The sequence below is a fragment of the Vibrio sp. T9 genome (assembly GCF_003123985.1).
Taxonomy (GTDB): Bacteria; Pseudomonadota; Gammaproteobacteria; order Enterobacterales; family Vibrionaceae; genus Vibrio; species Vibrio diabolicus.
Map to the genome: position 1 here is coordinate 92,167 of NZ_NIGY01000006.1, position 17,875 is coordinate 110,041.

Annotated in this window: 18 protein-coding genes; 12 read left to right on the top strand and 6 right to left on the bottom strand. The window is 45.0% G+C overall.

The genetic code is table 11. The annotated features are described in order from the left end of the window. Positions 1-6: 6 nt before the first annotated feature. The 7 genes from CBX98_RS13440 (at position 7) to luxS (ending at position 8,477) form a co-directional block, all read left to right on the top strand. Entirely contained in the window at positions 7-1,137 is a 1,131-nt protein-coding gene (locus tag CBX98_RS13440) for a sodium ion-translocating decarboxylase subunit beta (protein ID WP_005396706.1), read from the top strand. A gap of 123 nt (positions 1,138-1,260) precedes the next feature. Then, a complete protein-coding gene (locus CBX98_RS13445; RefSeq protein ID WP_109169454.1) occupies positions 1,261-2,211 on the top strand; it encodes an NADP-dependent oxidoreductase in 951 nt (316 codons plus the stop codon). Next, positions 2,205-2,666, top strand: a complete 462-nt coding sequence (locus tag CBX98_RS13450; protein ID WP_109169456.1) for a YqaA family protein — start codon at positions 2,205-2,207, stop codon at positions 2,664-2,666. Before CBX98_RS13445 ends, CBX98_RS13450 begins: the two co-directional genes overlap by 7 nt. 9 nt (positions 2,667-2,675) lie before the next feature. Further along, entirely contained in the window at positions 2,676-5,519 is a 2,844-nt protein-coding gene (locus CBX98_RS13455; protein ID WP_109169457.1) for a pitrilysin family protein, read from the top strand. A gap of 156 nt (positions 5,520-5,675) precedes the next feature. Beyond that, on the top strand, positions 5,676-7,244 hold the full coding sequence (gene gshA, locus CBX98_RS13460; protein WP_046875082.1) for a glutamate--cysteine ligase: 1,569 nt from the start codon (positions 5,676-5,678) through the stop codon (positions 7,242-7,244). A 24-nt stretch (positions 7,245-7,268) separates the two neighbouring features. Beyond that, positions 7,269-7,874: a hypothetical protein gene (locus tag CBX98_RS13465; RefSeq protein ID WP_170903315.1), complete on the top strand. Its 606-nt coding sequence runs from the start codon at positions 7,269-7,271 to the stop codon at positions 7,872-7,874. 84 nt (positions 7,875-7,958) lie between these two features. Further along, positions 7,959-8,477 carry an S-ribosylhomocysteine lyase gene (gene luxS / locus CBX98_RS13470; RefSeq protein WP_109169459.1) on the top strand — a complete coding sequence of 173 codons (519 nt, stop codon included), beginning with the start codon at positions 7,959-7,961 and terminating at the stop codon, positions 8,475-8,477. A gap of 103 nt (positions 8,478-8,580) precedes the next feature. On the opposite strand, the gene CBX98_RS13475 is transcribed toward luxS, so the two are convergent. Next, positions 8,581-9,849: a CNNM domain-containing protein gene (locus CBX98_RS13475; RefSeq protein WP_005396696.1), complete on the bottom strand. Its 1,269-nt coding sequence runs from the start codon at positions 9,847-9,849 to the stop codon at positions 8,581-8,583. Between the two features lie 124 nt (positions 9,850-9,973). Continuing rightward, positions 9,974-10,768, bottom strand: coding sequence for an inner membrane protein YpjD (locus CBX98_RS13480; RefSeq protein ID WP_047008980.1), 795 nt, complete (start codon positions 10,766-10,768; stop codon positions 9,974-9,976). Between the two features lie 224 nt (positions 10,769-10,992). On the opposite strand from CBX98_RS13480, the gene ffh reads away from it, so the two are divergent. The 5 genes from ffh (at position 10,993) to rplS (ending at position 14,577) form a co-directional block, all read left to right on the top strand. After that, a complete protein-coding gene (gene ffh, locus CBX98_RS13485) occupies positions 10,993-12,375 on the top strand; it encodes a signal recognition particle protein (protein ID WP_005385423.1) in 1,383 nt (460 codons plus the stop codon). A gap of 209 nt (positions 12,376-12,584) precedes the next feature. Next, positions 12,585-12,833 (top strand): 30S ribosomal protein S16, encoded by a 249-nt coding sequence (gene rpsP, locus CBX98_RS13490; protein ID WP_005379962.1) that lies wholly within the window; start codon positions 12,585-12,587, stop codon positions 12,831-12,833. 29 nt (positions 12,834-12,862) lie between these two features. Then, positions 12,863-13,411: a ribosome maturation factor RimM gene (gene rimM, locus CBX98_RS13495; RefSeq protein WP_005379964.1), complete on the top strand. Its 549-nt coding sequence runs from the start codon at positions 12,863-12,865 to the stop codon at positions 13,409-13,411. A 27-nt stretch (positions 13,412-13,438) separates the two neighbouring features. Continuing rightward, on the top strand, positions 13,439-14,182 hold the full coding sequence (gene trmD, locus CBX98_RS13500) for a tRNA (guanosine(37)-N1)-methyltransferase TrmD (protein ID WP_005425529.1): 744 nt from the start codon (positions 13,439-13,441) through the stop codon (positions 14,180-14,182). A gap of 41 nt (positions 14,183-14,223) precedes the next feature. Continuing rightward, a complete protein-coding gene (rplS, locus tag CBX98_RS13505) occupies positions 14,224-14,577 on the top strand; it encodes a 50S ribosomal protein L19 (protein WP_005379971.1) in 354 nt (117 codons plus the stop codon). Between the two features lie 653 nt (positions 14,578-15,230). Here rplS and yacG read toward each other — a convergent pair. The 4 genes from yacG to CBX98_RS13525 all read right to left on the bottom strand — a co-directional run bounded on the left by yacG (position 15,231) and on the right by CBX98_RS13525 (position 17,834). Next, positions 15,231-15,425, bottom strand: a complete 195-nt coding sequence (gene yacG, locus CBX98_RS13510; protein WP_005396692.1) for a DNA gyrase inhibitor YacG — start codon at positions 15,423-15,425, stop codon at positions 15,231-15,233. Positions 15,426-15,581: 156 nt separating this feature from the next. Beyond that, on the bottom strand, positions 15,582-16,322 hold the full coding sequence (gene zapD, locus CBX98_RS13515; RefSeq protein ID WP_109169461.1) for a cell division protein ZapD: 741 nt from the start codon (positions 16,320-16,322) through the stop codon (positions 15,582-15,584). A 27-nt stretch (positions 16,323-16,349) separates the two neighbouring features. Next, complete coding sequence (gene coaE, locus CBX98_RS13520) at positions 16,350-16,964, bottom strand: dephospho-CoA kinase (protein WP_047008979.1); 615 nt, start codon at positions 16,962-16,964, stop codon at positions 16,350-16,352. Then, positions 16,965-17,834: an A24 family peptidase gene (locus CBX98_RS13525; protein ID WP_012841418.1), complete on the bottom strand. Its 870-nt coding sequence runs from the start codon at positions 17,832-17,834 to the stop codon at positions 16,965-16,967. Between the last annotated feature and the right edge of the window lie 41 nt (positions 17,835-17,875).

A 17,875-nucleotide genomic window follows, 5' to 3' on the forward strand; every position in this document is an offset into this window, starting at 1 on the left:
AGTATCATGGACGGATTGTTAACCCTTTGGGCAGAAACAGGGATCGCTAACTTCGAGTTCGGCCAAATCTGTATGATGCTGGTTGGTTGTACCTTGCTGTTTTTGGCAATCAAAAAAGGCTTTGAACCTTTACTGTTATTGCCGATTGGTTTTGGTGCTATCTTGGCGAATATTCCAAATGCTGGCTTTACTGAGCCTGGCGGCTTGCTCTACTACGTTTACTACATTGGGATTGAATCGGGTGTGTTCCCGTTGTTGATCTTCATGGGGGTGGGTGCGATGACCGACTTTGGTGCTTTGATCGCAAACCCAAAAACGTTGTGGCTAGGTGCGGCAGCTCAGTTTGGTATTTTTGCGACACTGTTTGGCGCTATTTTGCTCAACTATGTACCTGGTATGGAGTTCTCCATGGCGGATGCATCGTCTATCGCTATCATCGGTGGTGCGGATGGCCCAACGGCGATTTTCTTAGCAAGTAAGTTATCACCAGACCTGCTTGGTGCGATTGCTGTAGCCGCGTACAGCTACATGGCTTTAGTGCCAATCATTCAGCCGCCAATCATGAAGGCGCTAACCACTAAGGAAGAACGTGAGATTCAAATGGCGCAACTGCGTCACGTGGGTAAATGGGAAAAGGTATTGTTTCCGATGGCAGTATTACTCATGACGATTCTTTTCCTACCTTCAGCAACGCCTCTTGTCGGTATGTTCTGTCTTGGTAACTTAATGCGTGAAGCGGGTGTGGTCGATCGTCTATCGAAAACCGCACAAAATGAGCTGATCAACATCGTGACGATCTTCTTGGGCTTAGGGGTTGGCTCGAAGCTGCAAGCGGATCAATTCCTGAACTTAGAAACATTAGGCATTCTAGGGCTTGGTGCGGTTGCGTTTAGTATTGGCACGGGTGCTGGTGTGCTAATGGCTAAGTTGCTGAACAAGTTCTCAAAAGAAGACATCAACCCACTTATCGGTGCGGCTGGCGTTTCTGCGGTACCAATGGCCGCGCGTGTGGTGAACAAGGTCGGCTTACAAGCTAACCCGCAAAACTTCTTGTTGATGCATGCGATGGGACCAAACGTAGCTGGTGTATTGGGATCAGCGGTTGCCGCTGGTATCTTGCTAGCACTTGTCGGCTAGTCATTACCGAAAATGGAATGATCAACCAATTTACAAAATCACGATTAACTTCGGTTAACAAAATGGTTTATAGTCAAAGGGATGCTTTCGCATCCCTTTTTGTTTTCTTGCAGGGAATGGTTTATGGAACACAAACAGATCGTTATCACTGAATTTGGTGATGCCAACGTACTCGCGATTCAACATGCTTCTACACCATCACCACAGCCTGGTGAAGTCTTAGTAAAAGTCGCTTTTTCAGGCGTAAATCCTATTGATGTTAAAACTCGAGCCGGACTCGGTTGGGCAGCTGCGCAAAACAAGGATAATTTACCTTGGGTACCAGGTTACGACATCTCAGGAAAAGTCGTGTCCTGTGGAGACGGGGCGTCGCGTTTTAATGATGGTGATGAGGTGGCTGGATTTATCGGTTTCCCAGTCCGAGGCGGTGGGTACAGCCAGTACGTATGTGTTCCAGAAGCTGAGTTAAGTCATGTTCCTAGTTCAGTTACTTTAGAGGCTGCCGCAGCATTACCGTTGGCTGGCCAAACTGCGGCACAAGCACTTAGCAAAGCCAATGTGACAGAAAACGATCGCGTACTTATCCTCGCAGGAGCCGGTGGCGTTGGACACCTAGCGGTACAAATCGCGGTCGCGACTAAAGCGGAAGTCTTTACAACCTGCAGTGAACGAAATTTAGACTACCTGGCTACCCTTGGCGCTCACGCAGTGAACTATCAATTTGCACCAGTGTCAGAACGTGTTGAAGACGTTGATGTTTTGATTGATTTAGTAGGTGGAGATGCCGCGTTAGATGCGCTTAAATGCCTGAAAGACGGTGCGAGAGTCATCACCGTCCCAACCATCACGGCTGAGCTGATTTGTGAAAAAGCCAAACTCCTAGGCTTTGAGGCTAACGGCATGTTGGTTGAGCCAGAACCAGCGCAATTAGATACCTTGTTGTACATGGTTGGCGTTGGTTTACTGAAGACTGAAATTCAACAGGTTTATCCGATGAGTGATGTGATTGCTGCTCACCAGCAAGTTGAATCAGGAAGAACCAGAGGCAAGGTGTTGCTTGATATGACATGCTAGAAGCATTTAATACGAGCTTTGAAAGTTTAGCGCTTTGGTTTTCAGATTCAGCATTATGGGTGCTTTTCATGACCGGTTTTCTCAGTGCCACTTTGTTACCTGGTGGTTCTGAGGCGGGCTTAGTTGCCACTCTCTCATTAAATCAATATTCCGTTTCGTCAATTATTATGGTCGCCACTATCGGCAATACGCTTGGTGGCTTAACAAACTATTGGCTTGGCTTGTGGATTCCCAACAAAGCGCAAGAAGAAAAGCACGGTCATACCGCATTAAACTGGCTGTCTAAGTATGGCTATTTGGGATTGTTTTTTAGCTGGTTACCCATAATTGGAGACCCGCTGTGTTTAGCCGCAGGGTGGCTAAGAATGAAGTTTCTGCCTTGCGTGATTTTAATATTTTTAGGAAAGGCTGCTAGGTATAGCTTACTTGCGGCCATCTATCTCGGATTATTTTAAGGAAAGTACATGAAGATGTTTTGGGTTGGCGCGTGCTCACTGTTGGTGATCACGGGCTGTGCATCAAATACGCCAGTTTCATCACTGCCGAAAGGGGTAACTTTCGTTGAGTCATCGAAAGCGGAAGAAGGCAAAGTTAAGATTCCATACCAAAAGTATAAACTCGATAATGGCTTAACGGTGATCTTAGCTCCTGAAGATTCCGACCCATTGGTCCATGTGGATGTGACTTACCATGTTGGTTCGGCTCGTGAAGAGGTGGGTAAGTCTGGTTTTGCGCATTTCTTTGAGCACATGATGTTCCAAGGTTCAGAGAACGTTGGTGACCAAGAGCACTTCAGAATCATCACAGAGGCTGGCGGCACGTTAAATGGTACAACAAACCGCGATCGTACTAACTACTTTGAAACTGTCCCGGCTAACCAGCTAGAGAAAATGCTGTGGTTAGAGTCTGACCGTATGGGCTTTTTGCTGGATGCGGTTTCTCAACGCAAATTTGAAATTCAGCGTTCAACTGTAAAAAATGAGCGAGCTCAGCGTTACGATAATCGTCCTTATGGCTTAATTTGGGAGCGCATGTCTGAAGCGTTATATCCTGAAGGTCATCCGTATTCGTGGCAAACTATTGGTTATGTTGAAGATCTTGATCGTGTTGATGTGAACGATCTCAAAGCGTTTTTCTTACGTTGGTATGGCCCAAACAATGCGACTATCACTATCGGTGGGGACTTAGACGTTGAACAAACTCTTGAGTGGGTAAATAAGTACTTCGGTTCGATTCCTCGTGGGCCAGAGGTTGAAAATGCGCCGAAACAACCTGCAAAACTGCAAGAAGACAAATACATCACGCTAGAAGATCGCATTCAACAACCGATGGTGATGATCGCGTGGCCAACAACTTACAACGGCGAAGAAAGCCAAGCGTCTCTCGATACGCTATCTGAAGTGCTAGGTGGCGGTACAAACAGCGTGCTCTACCAAGACTTAGTCAAGACTCAAAAAGCCGTCGATGCGGGCTCATTCCATGACTGTGCAGAACTGGCGTGTAACTTTTACGTTTATGCAATGGGTGATTCAGGGGACAAAGGCGATCTATCAAAACTGTACGACGAGCTTTTACAGTCACTCAATCAGTTTGCTGAAAAAGGCGTGACAGAAGATCGCCTTGAACAATTGAAGGGTAAGGCGGAAGCGGATGCTATCTTTGCATTAGAAAGTGTTAAAGGCAAAGTAACGCAGTTGGCATCCAACGAGACATTCTTCGGCGAGCCAGACCGTCTTGAGCAACAGCTTGAGCAGATCCGCGCAGTGACGCCTGCATCGGTAGAAAAAGCGTATACGGATTTTATCCAAGGTAAGAACAAAGTGACCCTAAGCGTGGTACCAAAAGGAAAAACTGACCTTGTCGTAAAACCAGCGACCTTTGTGACGCCAAAACGTACGCTACCAGAATACGAGAAGATCACTGATGATCAATTGGCGTATCGTCGTGCGACCGATAACTTCGATCGCTCTGTGCAACCGCCTGTAGGGGAGCCAGTGAAAGCGACGATGCCTGAGTTGTACGAGCTTCATTTTAATAATGGCTCGGAGTTGCTTGGCGCGGTTAGCGATGAAACACCAACGGTCATGATGCAGTTTAGTTTACCTGCGGGAACACGTTTTGTTGAAAAGGGCAAAGAAGGTCTTGCCCAATTGACCGCCGCAATGTTGCAAGAAGGCACAACGAAACGTAGTGTCGAAGAGATTCAAGCTGAGCTCGATAAACTAGGTAGTGTCATCTCCGTGAATGCAACGGGCTACACAACAAACATCAGCGTTTCTGCTTTAGAAAAGAACTTAGAGCCGACGTTGAAAATTGTCGAAGAGATGTTGCTGTCTCCTGCATTTAAGCAAGGAGACTTCGAGCGTGTGAAGATGCAAGCGCTAGAAGGTCTTGTGTATGAGCATCAAAACCCAAGTTGGATGGCATCACAAGCGACTCGCCAGGTGCTCTATGGGGACTCTGTTTTTGCTCGACCAAAAGACGGCACGCAAGCAGGGGTAAGTGCACTAACGTTGGATGATGTCCGTGAATTCTACTCGAAGCATTACACGCCACAAAGTGCGCAAATCGTCGTTGTTGGTGACATTGAACAACAGGAAATTGAACAGCAGCTGACGTTCTGGAAAAACTGGCAGGATGAAGCTGCGCCATTGTATGCGCCGCAAAGCATCGCTGCATTAGGTGAGCAAAAGATCCATCTTGTTGATAAACCAGGAGCCCCGCAAAGTGTGGTCATGATGGTTCGTCAGGGTATGCCTTACGATGCAACGGGCGATTTTTACCTAAGCCAACTGGCAAACTTCAACTTAGCAGGGAACTTCAATAGCCGCATTAACCAAAACCTACGTGAAGACAAGGGTTACACATACGGCGCTTACGGTTACTTCTCTGGAAATCCAGAAACTGGCTCGGTTGTTTTCACCGCGCAAGTACGAGCGGATGCAACGGTTGCTTCTATCATTGAGATGGAAAATGAGCTAAATGAATACTCGCAGTCAGGAATTACTGATGAAGAGATGAAATTTATGCGTCAAGCGGTCGGTCAAAAAGATGCACTGAAATATGAAACGCCAACACAAAAAGCGGAACTCATCAGTGATATTCTTAAGTACAACCTCGATCAAGATTACTTGCAGCAAAGAAACGCTATCGTAGAAAAAGTTGATAAGCAGACTTTGAATGCACTGGCTCAAAAGTGGTTTGATCCAAATGACTATCAAATTATCGTCGTTGGTGATGCTAAATCACTGCGTCCTCAATTAGAAAAGTTGGGGAAAGACGTAGAAGAGCTTGAAATCATTCGATAGAGTACACATTTAATAGCGGAGAAACGTTTCTCCGCTATTCATCTAGATAAGCGACTTTTCGTGGGTTATTTATCTAGATGCATTAAATATCAATAACTTAGCTTACACTTGTCCTTTGTGACAAGTGTCCTGCTCCCAATATAAGCGAACCTCATTTTGACTGATTTTGCTGCGCGACTAAAAAAAGTTGCATCAAACCCCGAAGTATTTAAGCAGTTTGGACGCGGTGTTGAGCGAGAAACTTTGCGCTATCGTCAGGATGGACATCTAGCAACAACACCTCATCCAGAGGGGTTAGGCTCAGCGTTCACAAACCAATGGATCACGACTGATTTTTCTGAATCATTGTTAGAGTTCATTACTCCTGTGTCACATGAAATTCCAGAACTGATGGCACAACTGAAAGATATCCATCACTTCACGCAGACAAAAATGGGTGAAGAAAAGATGTGGCCTCTTTCTATGCCATGTTATGTTGGCTCGGAAGAGGATATTCAGCTTGCTCAGTACGGCTCTTCGAATGCAGCAAAAATGAAAACCCTGTACCGAGAAGGTCTAAAACGCCGCTATGGCAGCCTGATGCAAATCATTTCAGGTGTGCATTTTAACTTCTCGTTCCCTGAGACATTTTGGGACGCGCTTTACGGCGAGCAAGATGAACAAGCCCGCCAAGATGCTAAGTCTGATGCCTACTTTGCGCTGATCCGTAACTATTACCGTTTTGGTTGGATGATTCCGTATTTCTTCGGCGCATCGCCAGCGTTATGCGGCTCTTTTATTCAAGGTCGTGAAACCGATCTGCCATTCGAAAAAATTGGCGGCACTTTGTATTTGCCGAAATCGACGTCTTTGCGTTTGAGCGATCTGGGCTACACCAATAGTGCGCAAAGTGTACTGAAAATTGGCTTTAACAGCATTGATCAGTATCTGGATGGTTTGAGCGATGCGATTCGTCACCCATCAGAAGAGTTTGCGAAAATAGGCGTCAAAGTGGACGGTGAATACCGCCAGCTTAATTCCAATATTTTACAAATTGAGAACGAGCTATACGCTCCAATTCGCCCGAAACGCGTGTCGAAAAGTGGTGAGAAGCCTTCAGATGCGTTACGACGCGGTGGGGTTGAGTACATTGAAGTTCGCTCTCTAGACGTTAACCCATTCAGCGCAGTGGGGTTGGATGAAGAGCAAGTACGATTCCTTGATCTCTTCCTGACTTGGGCGGCCTTGTCAGACTCGGATCCAATGGACAACTGTGAATTAGAGTGTTGGCGCGACAACTGGAACAAAGTCATTGTTTCTGGTCGTGAAAAAGGGCTAATGCTTCAAATTGGTTGCCAAGGTGAACGTCTATCTCTGCAAGATTGGGCGCATCGAGTGTTTGTCGAGCTGCGTCAGATAGCACAGCAAATGGATATGGCTGCTGGTGGCAGTGCATACCAAGATGTGTGTAATAAACTCGAGACATGGATTGATAACCCAGAACTAACGATTTCAGGTCAACTATTAGAGCTGACGAAAGAGCTTGGTGGGTTAGGTAAAGTCGGCTGTGCGCTTGGCATGAAGTACCGCGAGGAAAATCTAGCTCACGGTTATCAGTACTACTCTCAAGATACGATGGAAACGGAAGTGGCGTCGTCAGTAGAAAAACAAAAGCAAGCGGAACAAAGTGACACGCTATCTTTTGATGATTTTTTGGAAGATTACTTTGCTTATCTGAAGCAGTAGTGAATAGGTAAAGGTTGGGTGGGATTGAACATTAAACCGTTAGTAGTATCGGTACTCGGAAGCATGTTACTTGCAGGTTGTGCCACGGCACCGCCAAAGCAGCAGAATAATTTATGTGAGATATTTCGAGAGAAATCCGGCTGGTATGATGATGCCAAAGATATGGAAGAAAAGTGGGGAACCCCCATTCATGTCGCTATGGCTATCATTAAACAAGAAAGCAGCTTTCGGCACGATGCGAAACCACCCAAAGACTATTTATTGGGATTTATCCCTTGGGGACGAGTTAGCAGTGCGTATGGTTACGCTCAAGCTCAAGATCCTGCTTGGGAAGATTTCCAAGATGCGACGGGGCAGGGCGGTTCTCGTACCAACTTTGATGATTCAATGATGTTTGTCGGTTGGTATACTCACGAAACGAGGCGCCAACTAGGGATTTCGTTATGGGACCCATACAGTCAATATCTGGCTTATCATGAAGGTCGAGGTGGGTACAAGCGAGGTACTTATAAGCGAAAGCCTAGTTTGATCAAAGTCGCTCGACGTGTTGAACAAACTGCAAAAACTTATGGCTGGCAGCTGAAGCAATGTCGTCAGGAATTGGAAGACAACAGCAGCTGGTTCTTTTAACCCACAGCCTGTTTATGTGCTGTAGGGATGAATGACATTTATCCAGTACCGAGAGGTATTGGAGTTACAATCAGGAGAGATGTAATGCCTTTACTCGATAGTTTTACCGTGGACCACACTCGCATGAATGCACCGGCAGTGCGAGTGGCGAAGACCATGCAGACCCCAAAAGGGGACACGATTACTGTCTTCGATTTACGCTTTACCGCGCCAAACAAAGACATCCTTTCTGAAAAAGGTATTCATACACTAGAGCACCTTTATGCAGGCTTTATGCGCAATCATCTAAACAGCGATTCTGTTGAGATCATCGATATTTCGCCTATGGGTTGCCGCACGGGCTTTTACATGAGCCTGATTGGCACTCCATCAGAGCAGCAAGTAGCGGATGCTTGGATTGCGGCCATGGAAGACGTACTAAAGGTAGAAAGCCAGAACAAGATCCCTGAACTCAACGAATACCAATGTGGTACGGCAGCGATGCACTCTTTAGAAGAAGCACAACAAATCGCGAAGAGCATTTTGGATGCTGGTGTATTGGTGAACAAAAATGATGAACTTGCTTTGCCTGAATCGATGCTAAAAGAGCTGCGCATCGACTAGTTGCTAAAAACTTATCAAGAAGCATATTTATCCAGAACTAAAAAGAGCCTGACATGATCAGGCTCTTTTCTTTTTATTTCTTATCGTGAGTTGTAGATAGGGGCTATTTTTTCTTTTTAGGATAAACACGAACGAGCTTGATGCGGTTTTCTTCAATCTCAACAAGCTCCATTGGATGACCCGCCACTCTCACGCTTAAATGGCTCTCTGGAATATCTTCCAGGTGCTCCAAAATAAGACCGTTTAACGTTCTTGGGCCATCCGTTGGTAAATCCCATTTCAGGCCTTTGTTAATATCTCGGATATTGGTGCTGCCTTCAATGAGGAAGCTTCCGTCACCTTGAGGACTGATTTCATCAGAAAGGCTTGGAGAAATCGAGGTCGTGAATTCGCCAATTATCTCTTCCAGAATATCTTCCAATGTCACCAAGCCAATAATGTCGCCATACTCATCAACAATCAGACCAATACGCTGTTTGTTGCGTTGGAATTTTAACATTTGTACGTTCAGTGGCGTACCTTCCGGGATGTAATAGACTTCATCCGCAGCACGTAATAGCGTCTCTTTATTGAACTCGTTTTTTTCTAGCATCAGGCGGTAAGCTTCACGCAGGCGCAGCATGCCAACCACTTCATCAATTTGGTCACGATAAAAAACAATGCGTCCATGTGGTGAGTGGGTAAGCTGACGAACGATGGATTTCCAGTCATCATTAATATCGATACCGGTAATCTCATTACGTGGCACCATGATATCGTTCACAGTGACGTGCTCAAGATCCAAAATAGACACCAACATGTCTTGGTGTCGGCGAGGGATCAATCCGCCAGCTTCGTTTACTACGGTACGCAGCTCATCGGAACTAAGATGGTCTTCTACTGAGTGATCGGCTTTTACGCCAAGTAAACGAATAAAGCCATTCGTAATAAAGTTAACGAGCATCACCAAAGGCGATAGTAACTTCATCAATATGGTCAGTAGGATACTGCTCGCGTAAGACACGCGTTCAGGGTACAGCGCTGCAATTGTTTTTGGGGTAACTTCAGCAAAAACCAATACAACCATAGTCAGTGCACCGGTTGCGATAGCGACACCTAAATCACCATACAAACGCATACCAATAATGGTCGCGATGGCGGACGCGAGAATATTAACGAGGTTGTTGCCGATAAGAATAAGACCAATCAAACGATCTGGACGGTCTAATAGCCTTTCGACTCGCTTAGCGCCTTTATGCCCATTTTTGGCTAAGTGCTTTAAGCGATAACGGTTCAGAGACATCATCCCTGTTTCTGAGCCGGAAAAGTAACCTGATATGACGATAAGACACGCGAGTAGCGCAAACAAGATACCCGTAGAGATGTCGTCCAAAACGTTGCTGTTCCTTGTAAGTATTGGGTTATATAACGGTTGAGTAAGTCCGTTAAGTCAAAGGGTTAAGGCGTACTGTATTTTATCTAGCCTAAAATATAAAGGATAGGAGCCCTAGAGCTCCTTAATTCAAGATGATTTCTTTCACAAAGCGACTGCCAAAATACGCCAGAGTTAACAGCGTTGCCCCTGCGACAGCGAACCAAGTAACTTTTCTACCACGCCAACCTTTTTGATAATGACCCCAAAGCAGTATTGAGTACACAATCCAAGCGATGAAAGAAAGAATGCCTTTATGCGCTTTACCTTGAGCAAACATATCCTGCACAAAGACAAAGCCAGTAATGAGCGTGCCAGTTAACAATAAGTTACCGATCAAAATGATTTTGAATAGCTGACGCTCTACCATTAATAAAGGCGGCAGGTTTGGGTTAATCGCCAAAGATTTTTTTGTTTTCAGTTTGTGATCCAACCAAGCCAGCTGAAGTGCGTAGAGTGCCCCGATAGTTAAAGTTGCGTATGAGAACAGCGCAAAAGAAATGTGAATGAGTAGCTTAGGGTCATTCTCTAGGTGCTTGATAAACGTGCTTGGCAAAAATGTGGCAGCAGATAAATTGATGGCAGCAAAGCTATAAACGACAGGCAATAAAAACCACAACCGATTTTTCAACATAGCAAGGCTCATGACCAGAGAAATAATAAAACTGATCAAAGAGGCTACGTTGAGAATACTAAGGTTTTGACCTGCACCATCAAAAATCAGATCACTCAAAATCCACGCATGAAAAACAAGCGCACAGGCAGCACTAGCAAACACTGTTTTTGCTTTGATTCCTGACTGCTGTGAGAGTCCGGGTATGATGGTCGCAATCGCCAAAACATAAAGTATGGCGGCCGCGATGGCTATTAAGCTATCCATGAATCCTAAATATTATTGTGCACAATGAGGAAATTATACCTTGCATTACACTTTGGGGCTACGTTATATCCGACATCAATCGTGAGAGATGAGATATTGAAATTAATAAGTTACCGCACCATATAGAAATAGAGACAAGAATAGAGCAGCGGTACGGGTATGACTCAGACCTTGGCTAATGTATACTCACACTAATTAATCGCCATTTTAGCGAAGAGACAAAGATGTTTGAGAATTTAACGGATCGATTATCCAAAACGCTGAAAAATATCAGTGGCAAAGGTCGTCTGACCGAAGACAACATTAAAGAGACCCTACGTGAAGTACGAATGGCCTTACTTGAAGCTGACGTTGCGCTTCCGGTTGTTCGTGAATTTGTTAACCGCGTTAAAGAAAAAGCGGTAGGTGTAGAAGTTTCTAAATCTCTGACTCCAGGTCAGGAATTTATCAAGATCGTTCAAACAGAACTTGAAGCCGTAATGGGTGAGTCGAATGAGGCGCTAAACCTTGCCGCTCAACCACCTGCTGTGCTTCTTATGGCAGGTCTACAAGGTGCGGGTAAAACCACATCGGTAGGTAAGCTATCTAAGCTTTTAAAAGAACGTGACAAGAAGAAAGTCTTGGTTGTGTCTGCCGACGTTTACCGCCCTGCGGCAATCAAGCAGCTTGAAACGCTGGCATCAGACATCGGTGTTGACTTCTTCCCATCATCACCAGACCAGAAGCCTATTGATATCGCCAATGCAGCGATTGACCATGCGAAGAAAAAATTCTACGACGTATTGATTGTCGATACCGCAGGTCGCTTGGCAATTGATGAAGAGATGATGGGGGAGATCAAAGATCTTCACGCAGCTATCAACCCAGTAGAAACGCTATTTGTTGTTGACGCCATGACGGGTCAAGACGCAGCAAATACCGCAAAAGCCTTTGGCGATGCGCTACCTCTTACCGGTGTAGTTCTAACTAAGGTTGATGGTGATGCTCGTGGTGGTGCGGCACTTTCAGTACGCCATGTCACGGGCAAACCAATCAAATTCTTGGGTGTCGGTGAAAAAACTGACGCGCTAGAACCGTTCCACCCAGATCGTGTTGCTTCACGTATTCTTGGCATGGGTGACGTTCTGTCTTTGATTGAAGACCTACAACGCAACGTTGACCAAGAAAAGGCAGAAAAGTTAGCGAAGAAGTTCAAAGAGAAGAAAGGTTTCGACCTTGAAGATTTCCGTGAACAGCTAGGCCAGATGCAAAACATGGGCGGCATGATGGGGATGATGGATAAGCTTCCAGGAATGTCCCAGCTACCAGACAATGTGAAAGACAAAGTCGATGACAAGATGTTCAAACAGATGGAAGCGATCATCAGCTCCATGACAATGAAAGAACGTCAACGCCCAGAAATTATCAAGGGCTCGCGCAAGAAGCGTATCGCGGCTGGTTCTGGTGTGCAGGTTCAAGATGTAAACCGCTTACTAAAACAGTTCACCCAAATGCAGAAAATGATGAAAAAGATGCAAAAAGGTGGCATGAAAGGCATGATGCGCAACATGCAAGGCATGATGGGCGGCATGGGTGGCGGCGGTGGCTTCAACCCATTTGGTCGTTAATTAATCGATTACGCATAGATTCAGGGTGTTAGGTACGTCACAAACTTTAAATTCAATTTATGTTGGTGAAAAAGTAACTAAACTCCTTGCATTGCTCCGGGAGAAGAGTAAAATTCCGGAGCTTTATTTTGGCACGAGACCCCAAACTGTTTAATTTCTTGAATGGTTTTTGGGGTTAATTTTATTTTTGAGAAAGCAAAGAGGACGACATGGTAACCATTCGTTTGGCACGTCACGGCGCTAAAAAGCGTCCATTTTATCAAATCGTAGTAGCGGACAGCCGCAACGCTGCAACTGGCCGTTTCATCGAGAAAGTTGGTTTCTTCAACCCAACTGCTAAAGGTCAAGAAGAAGGTCTACGTCTAGACCTAGACCGCGTTAACCACTGGGTTGGTCAAGGCGCGTCTGTATCTGACCGCGTTGCTAAGCTAGTTAAAGACGCTCAAAAAGCGGCTTAATTTTTTACTTGAAAAGTAGAAACTAGTTTATGTCGATGAAAGGTAAAGAAACAATGAGCAACGAAAAGATTGTTGTAGGCAAGTTTGGTGCTACTTACGGCATTCGAGGTTGGCTTAAGGTTTTTTCCTACACAGACAATGCTGAAAGCATTTTCGATTACAGCCCTTGGTATATTAACCAAAAGGGCAAGTGGGTTGAGTACAAAGTAGAAAGCTGGAAGCGCCATAACAAAGGTATGGTGGCTAAGCTGGAAGGCATGGATGTTCGTGAAGACGCGCATCTAATGACGAACTTTGAAATTGCTATTGACCCTGCGGTACTTCCTGAATTGTCAGAAGATGAGTTCTACTGGCGCGAATTGTTTGGGATGCAAGTTGTAACCACTAAAGGTTACGATCTAGGTGTCGTTACTGACATGCTAGAAACTGGCTCAAACGATGTTCTGGTTGTTAAAGCAAATCTTAAAGATGCTTTCGGGCAGAAGGAACGATTAATCCCGTTCCTTGAAGAGCAAGTGATCATTAATGTTGATCGCGAAGCTCAACGGATCGAAGTTGACTGGGATCCTGGATTCTAATCTCCAAAATTACAGAGCGAGATAAACATGTGGGTTGGCGTTATTAGCCTTTTTCCAGAAATGTTCCGTTCTGTTACTGATTTTGGAGTAACAGGTCAAGCGGTTAAAAAAGGTCTTTTGTCGATTGAGACTTGGAATCCTAGAGATTTTACTCACGACAAACATCGCACTGTCGATGACCGACCTTACGGTGGTGGCCCTGGTATGTTAATGATGGTTCAGCCTTTGCGCGATGCCATTCATACCGCGAAAGCAGCCTCACCGGGCAAGACGAAAGTCATCTACCTTTCTCCTCAAGGTCGCAAGCTCGACCAGAAAGGAGTGGAAGAACTGGCAACGAATGAGAACTTGCTTCTGATTTGTGGTCGTTATGAAGGGGTAGATGAGCGCATCATTCAATCTGAAGTCGACGAAGAATGGTCGATTGGTGATTTTGTGATGACGGGTGGTGAGATACCAGCCATGACGTTAATCGACTCTGTCTCTCGGTTTGTTCCGGGTGTACTAGGGGATTTCGCGTCAGCAGAAGAAGACTCTTTTGCAAATGGCTTGTTAGATTGCCCTCACTATACGCGTCCAGAAGTATTGGATGACAAAGAGGTACCAGCGGTACTGATGTCAGGCAATCACAAGGACATTCGTCAATGGCGACTAAAACAGTCGCTGGGCCGAACTTGGCTTAGAAGACCAGAGCTCCTGGAAAACCTAGCTCTGACTGACGAACAGGAACAATTACTTGCTGAGTTCATTAGTGAACATAACGCAAAGTAACCTAATTTATTTAGTATCAGTTTATTCTAGGAATTTAAAAAATGAGTAACATCATCAAAGCTCTTGAAGAAGAGCAAATGAAATCAGACCTACCTAAATTTGCACCAGGTGACACTGTTGTAGTTCAAGTTAAGGTAAAAGAAGGTGACCGTGAGCGTCTACAGGCTTTCGAAGGCGTTGTAATCGCAATCCGTAACCGTGGTCTACACTCTGCTTTCACTGTACGTAAAATCTCTAACGGTGAAGGTGTTGAGCGTACGTTCCAAACACACTCTCCAATCGTTGATAGCATCGAAGTTAAACGCCGTGGTGCAGTACGTCGTGCCAAGTTGTACTACCTACGTGAGCGTTCTGGTAAGTCTGCTCGTATCAAAGAGAAACTTGCTAAGAAGTAATGCTATAACTAGCGTTCTCATCTTAAATGGAGTCCTTTTAGGGCTCCGTTTTTTTATTTGTGTAATTAGCTTGCTCGTTTTCTTTTCACCCGACTTGTACTGTCGATGCTCATGCACTGGCATACTCTCCACGCTTCCGCCTTGCTCGAATAAAAATAGCTTTGCTAGAAGTCAGAGTTGAAAAGAGGGGAATGAATACCGATTGCAGACCGCAATGGTTAAAATTAATCATTCTGGATAGCGACGAAGTAGCGGGATTCAGAATCTACTAGTCGAGAGCACTAGTGTTTAAGTTGTTAGCTTCATCCTTGCTGTGAGTAGATTTCTGATGTCGCTATGGCTCCTTGGAATGACGGGAAATGATGGCCAAAGATTACAGGGCACCGAGGTTAAAATTCATCACTCTGGACAGCGACGAAGGAGTGTGGTTCAGAATCTACTAGCCGAGAATGCAAGTGTTTAAGTTGTTAGCTGCCCCCTTGCTGTGAATAGAGTCGTGATGTTGCGATAGTTCTTCGGAATGATGGGAGTACAGATGGTGGAGTTAAATTGTCTTTTCTGTATGTTGTAAGCCAAGTGCTCCGCATTTCATAGCCATTTCCCAATAGCCTAAAACCTAGGAGCCTAGGATATTCCTTTACCCTAGGCCTCAATTAATACTGGTCTTCAGACCAGCCATCACTGTCGGACATATCGGGGGCGCCTGGGATGGTGTTTTCTTCATCTGCCCATTCACCAAAATCAATCATTTGGCATTGTTTACTGCAGAAAGGGCGATGAGGACTTTGTTCTCCCCATTCTACGTCGGCGCCACATTGTGGGCATTGAACGATGGTAATTTTAGACATAGTTGAGCGTCCCATTACTAATTGGTGTTAAAGGGTAGTATACCTAAATGAATTCAAGATGGCTTATTCAACGCGCTATTGCTGCTACGAAATTTTATCCAATATAAGCGTAACAAAGCGTTGAATTTTAGATTGTGGGGGAGGCTTAGTGTCGTCTTAGCTGCACACAGCAAGTTCAAACTCAATATCTTGTGTGCACGCTTGACCGTTTTCAAACGACATAAACTTGATCGCAAAGCGGTTTTTATGGCCAGAAATCATAGGATAAACGCCATATTCCATTGGGATGTGGAGCCTTAGAATATTGGCTTCATCAGCGTCACTTTGGAAGAAACCCGCGCGACCGATTTGAGCTTTGAAATGTCCGGTCTCTCTGGTGAGTTTCAACCATAGCGAAAGCGCATCAGATAAGGGCTTTAAGCTTACTTGCCACTGCTGTGCATCATGCATTTTACGTTCAATGGGTAGGTGAAGCCAGTAATGTAACGCTGGCAAATCAAAACAACATGAACCACCCGGTAGATTAAAGCGTTGGCGGATAGAGCTTAAGAAGCGATCTTCTTTTAGTGCTTGACCAAAACGCTCTGCACCCATCAGTTGGCTATGAACGACATCTATCTCTTGTAGTAGGGTATTTAATGCGTCTTGATCGACGCCATCAACATTTAGCCAATGGCGGTACGACAGTCGTTGTTTCTCTAAATCTTTGGCCAGTTCACTTTTCAGCTGGATCTGTTCGAAAATTTCAACCATATCGAATAACGCACGGAAAAACAGTTGGTACTGGTGATTTTCGCTAAACCCAGAGGCCAAGTGAGCCTGACGCAGCAGAGACTCCACTCTTAGATAAATACGAGTTTTCTCATTTAACGGATGTTCAAATTTGTGCGTGGTCATCGACATAAGCCTTTGTGAGTTTCGTTCCTATTTTCGCAGATTTTTCTTACACATGGCTAGGTACTTTTCGTGCAAATCTGTGATTTGAAGCAAAAGATCTGGGTCACTTGGATTATTCTTAACCACATCGTCTGCAAGCGCGAGTCTTTGCTCTCTTGATGCTTGAGAGGCAAGGATAGCGCGAGCTTGTTCTTCACTCACATTGTCTCGTTTCATCGTGCGAGATATCTGTGTATTCGGTTCTACATCGACGACAAGAACGCGATCACACAAACTGTCTAGCTTGTTTTCTACGAGCAACGGCACCACAAGTAACGCATACTCTGAGGTGACTTGCTGCAAATCTTCGATCATCTTTTCACGAATTATTGGGTGCAACAGTGCGTTGAGCCATGCTTTTTCATCTGAGTTTGAAAAGATTTTTTCTCTCAGCTTTGCGCGATCTAAAGTTTGGTCTTCACGAACGATATCGTGACCAAAGTGTTCAATAATCGCGTTTAGGCCGGGAGTGCCTGGCTCGACAACTTCTCTTGCTACAATGTCTGCATCGACGATATCGATTTTAAATTGTTGTTTGAACAGATTCGCGACGGTTGTTTTACCGCTAGCGATACCACCTGTTAAACCAATAACCAAAGCCATTTACACTCCTAGAACTGAAGTAAAGTACCAGTTTAAAATCTGGTCGCCCCAAATTAAGCTTATCCAACCAGCAATTGCTAAGTAAGGACCGAAAGGAAAAGCTTTTTCAATTCCCTGTTTTTGCAAGCGTAGTTGAATGATGCCAAATACGATGCCAACCACAGAAGAAAGTAGAATGATCATCGGCAGTGACTGCCAGCCCAGCCAAGCCCCTAGTGCTGCTAGTAGTTTAAAATCACCATATCCCATTCCTTCTTTACCAGTAAGTAGCTTAAAGCCCCAGTAAACGGACCAGAGACATAGGTAACCAGCAATAGCACCAATGACAGAATCTTGTAGAGTAACAGGACTTATTTCGACTAATGCTAAGGCAATGCCAGCCCAAGTTAATGGTAATGTTAATTGGTCAGGTAGCAACATAGTATCGAGATCGATAAATGTTGCGGCGATTAAGATAAAAGTGAAAAAGAGTAGGGCAACGGTAAAGTAACTAAAACCAAAGTGGTAAGCGACAAAGCCTGAGCAGAACGCAGTGAGCAGTTCAATCAGTGGATAGCGTGCGCTAATGGCTGTCTGACAATTGTGGCATTTGCCTTTTAAAAGCAGCCAGCTAATCACAGGGATGTTGTCTCGAATACGTATCGGCGTTGCGCACTTCTGACAGGAGGAGCGTGGGACGCTCAAGGTCAGCACTTCTTTAGGAGGTTCTATTTTGTATTCAGGAAATGACTCGGCACATTCGCGTCGCCATTCTAGTTCCATGATTTTAGGTAGTCGATAAATAACCACGTTGAGGAAGCTACCCACGATAAGACCGAAGATGGTGGCAAACACAACGAATAGCCAAGGGTAGTACTGGAATACTTCCATATTTGTCTCTTGAGCGATGAGTGAAATCAGCAAGATGCTGT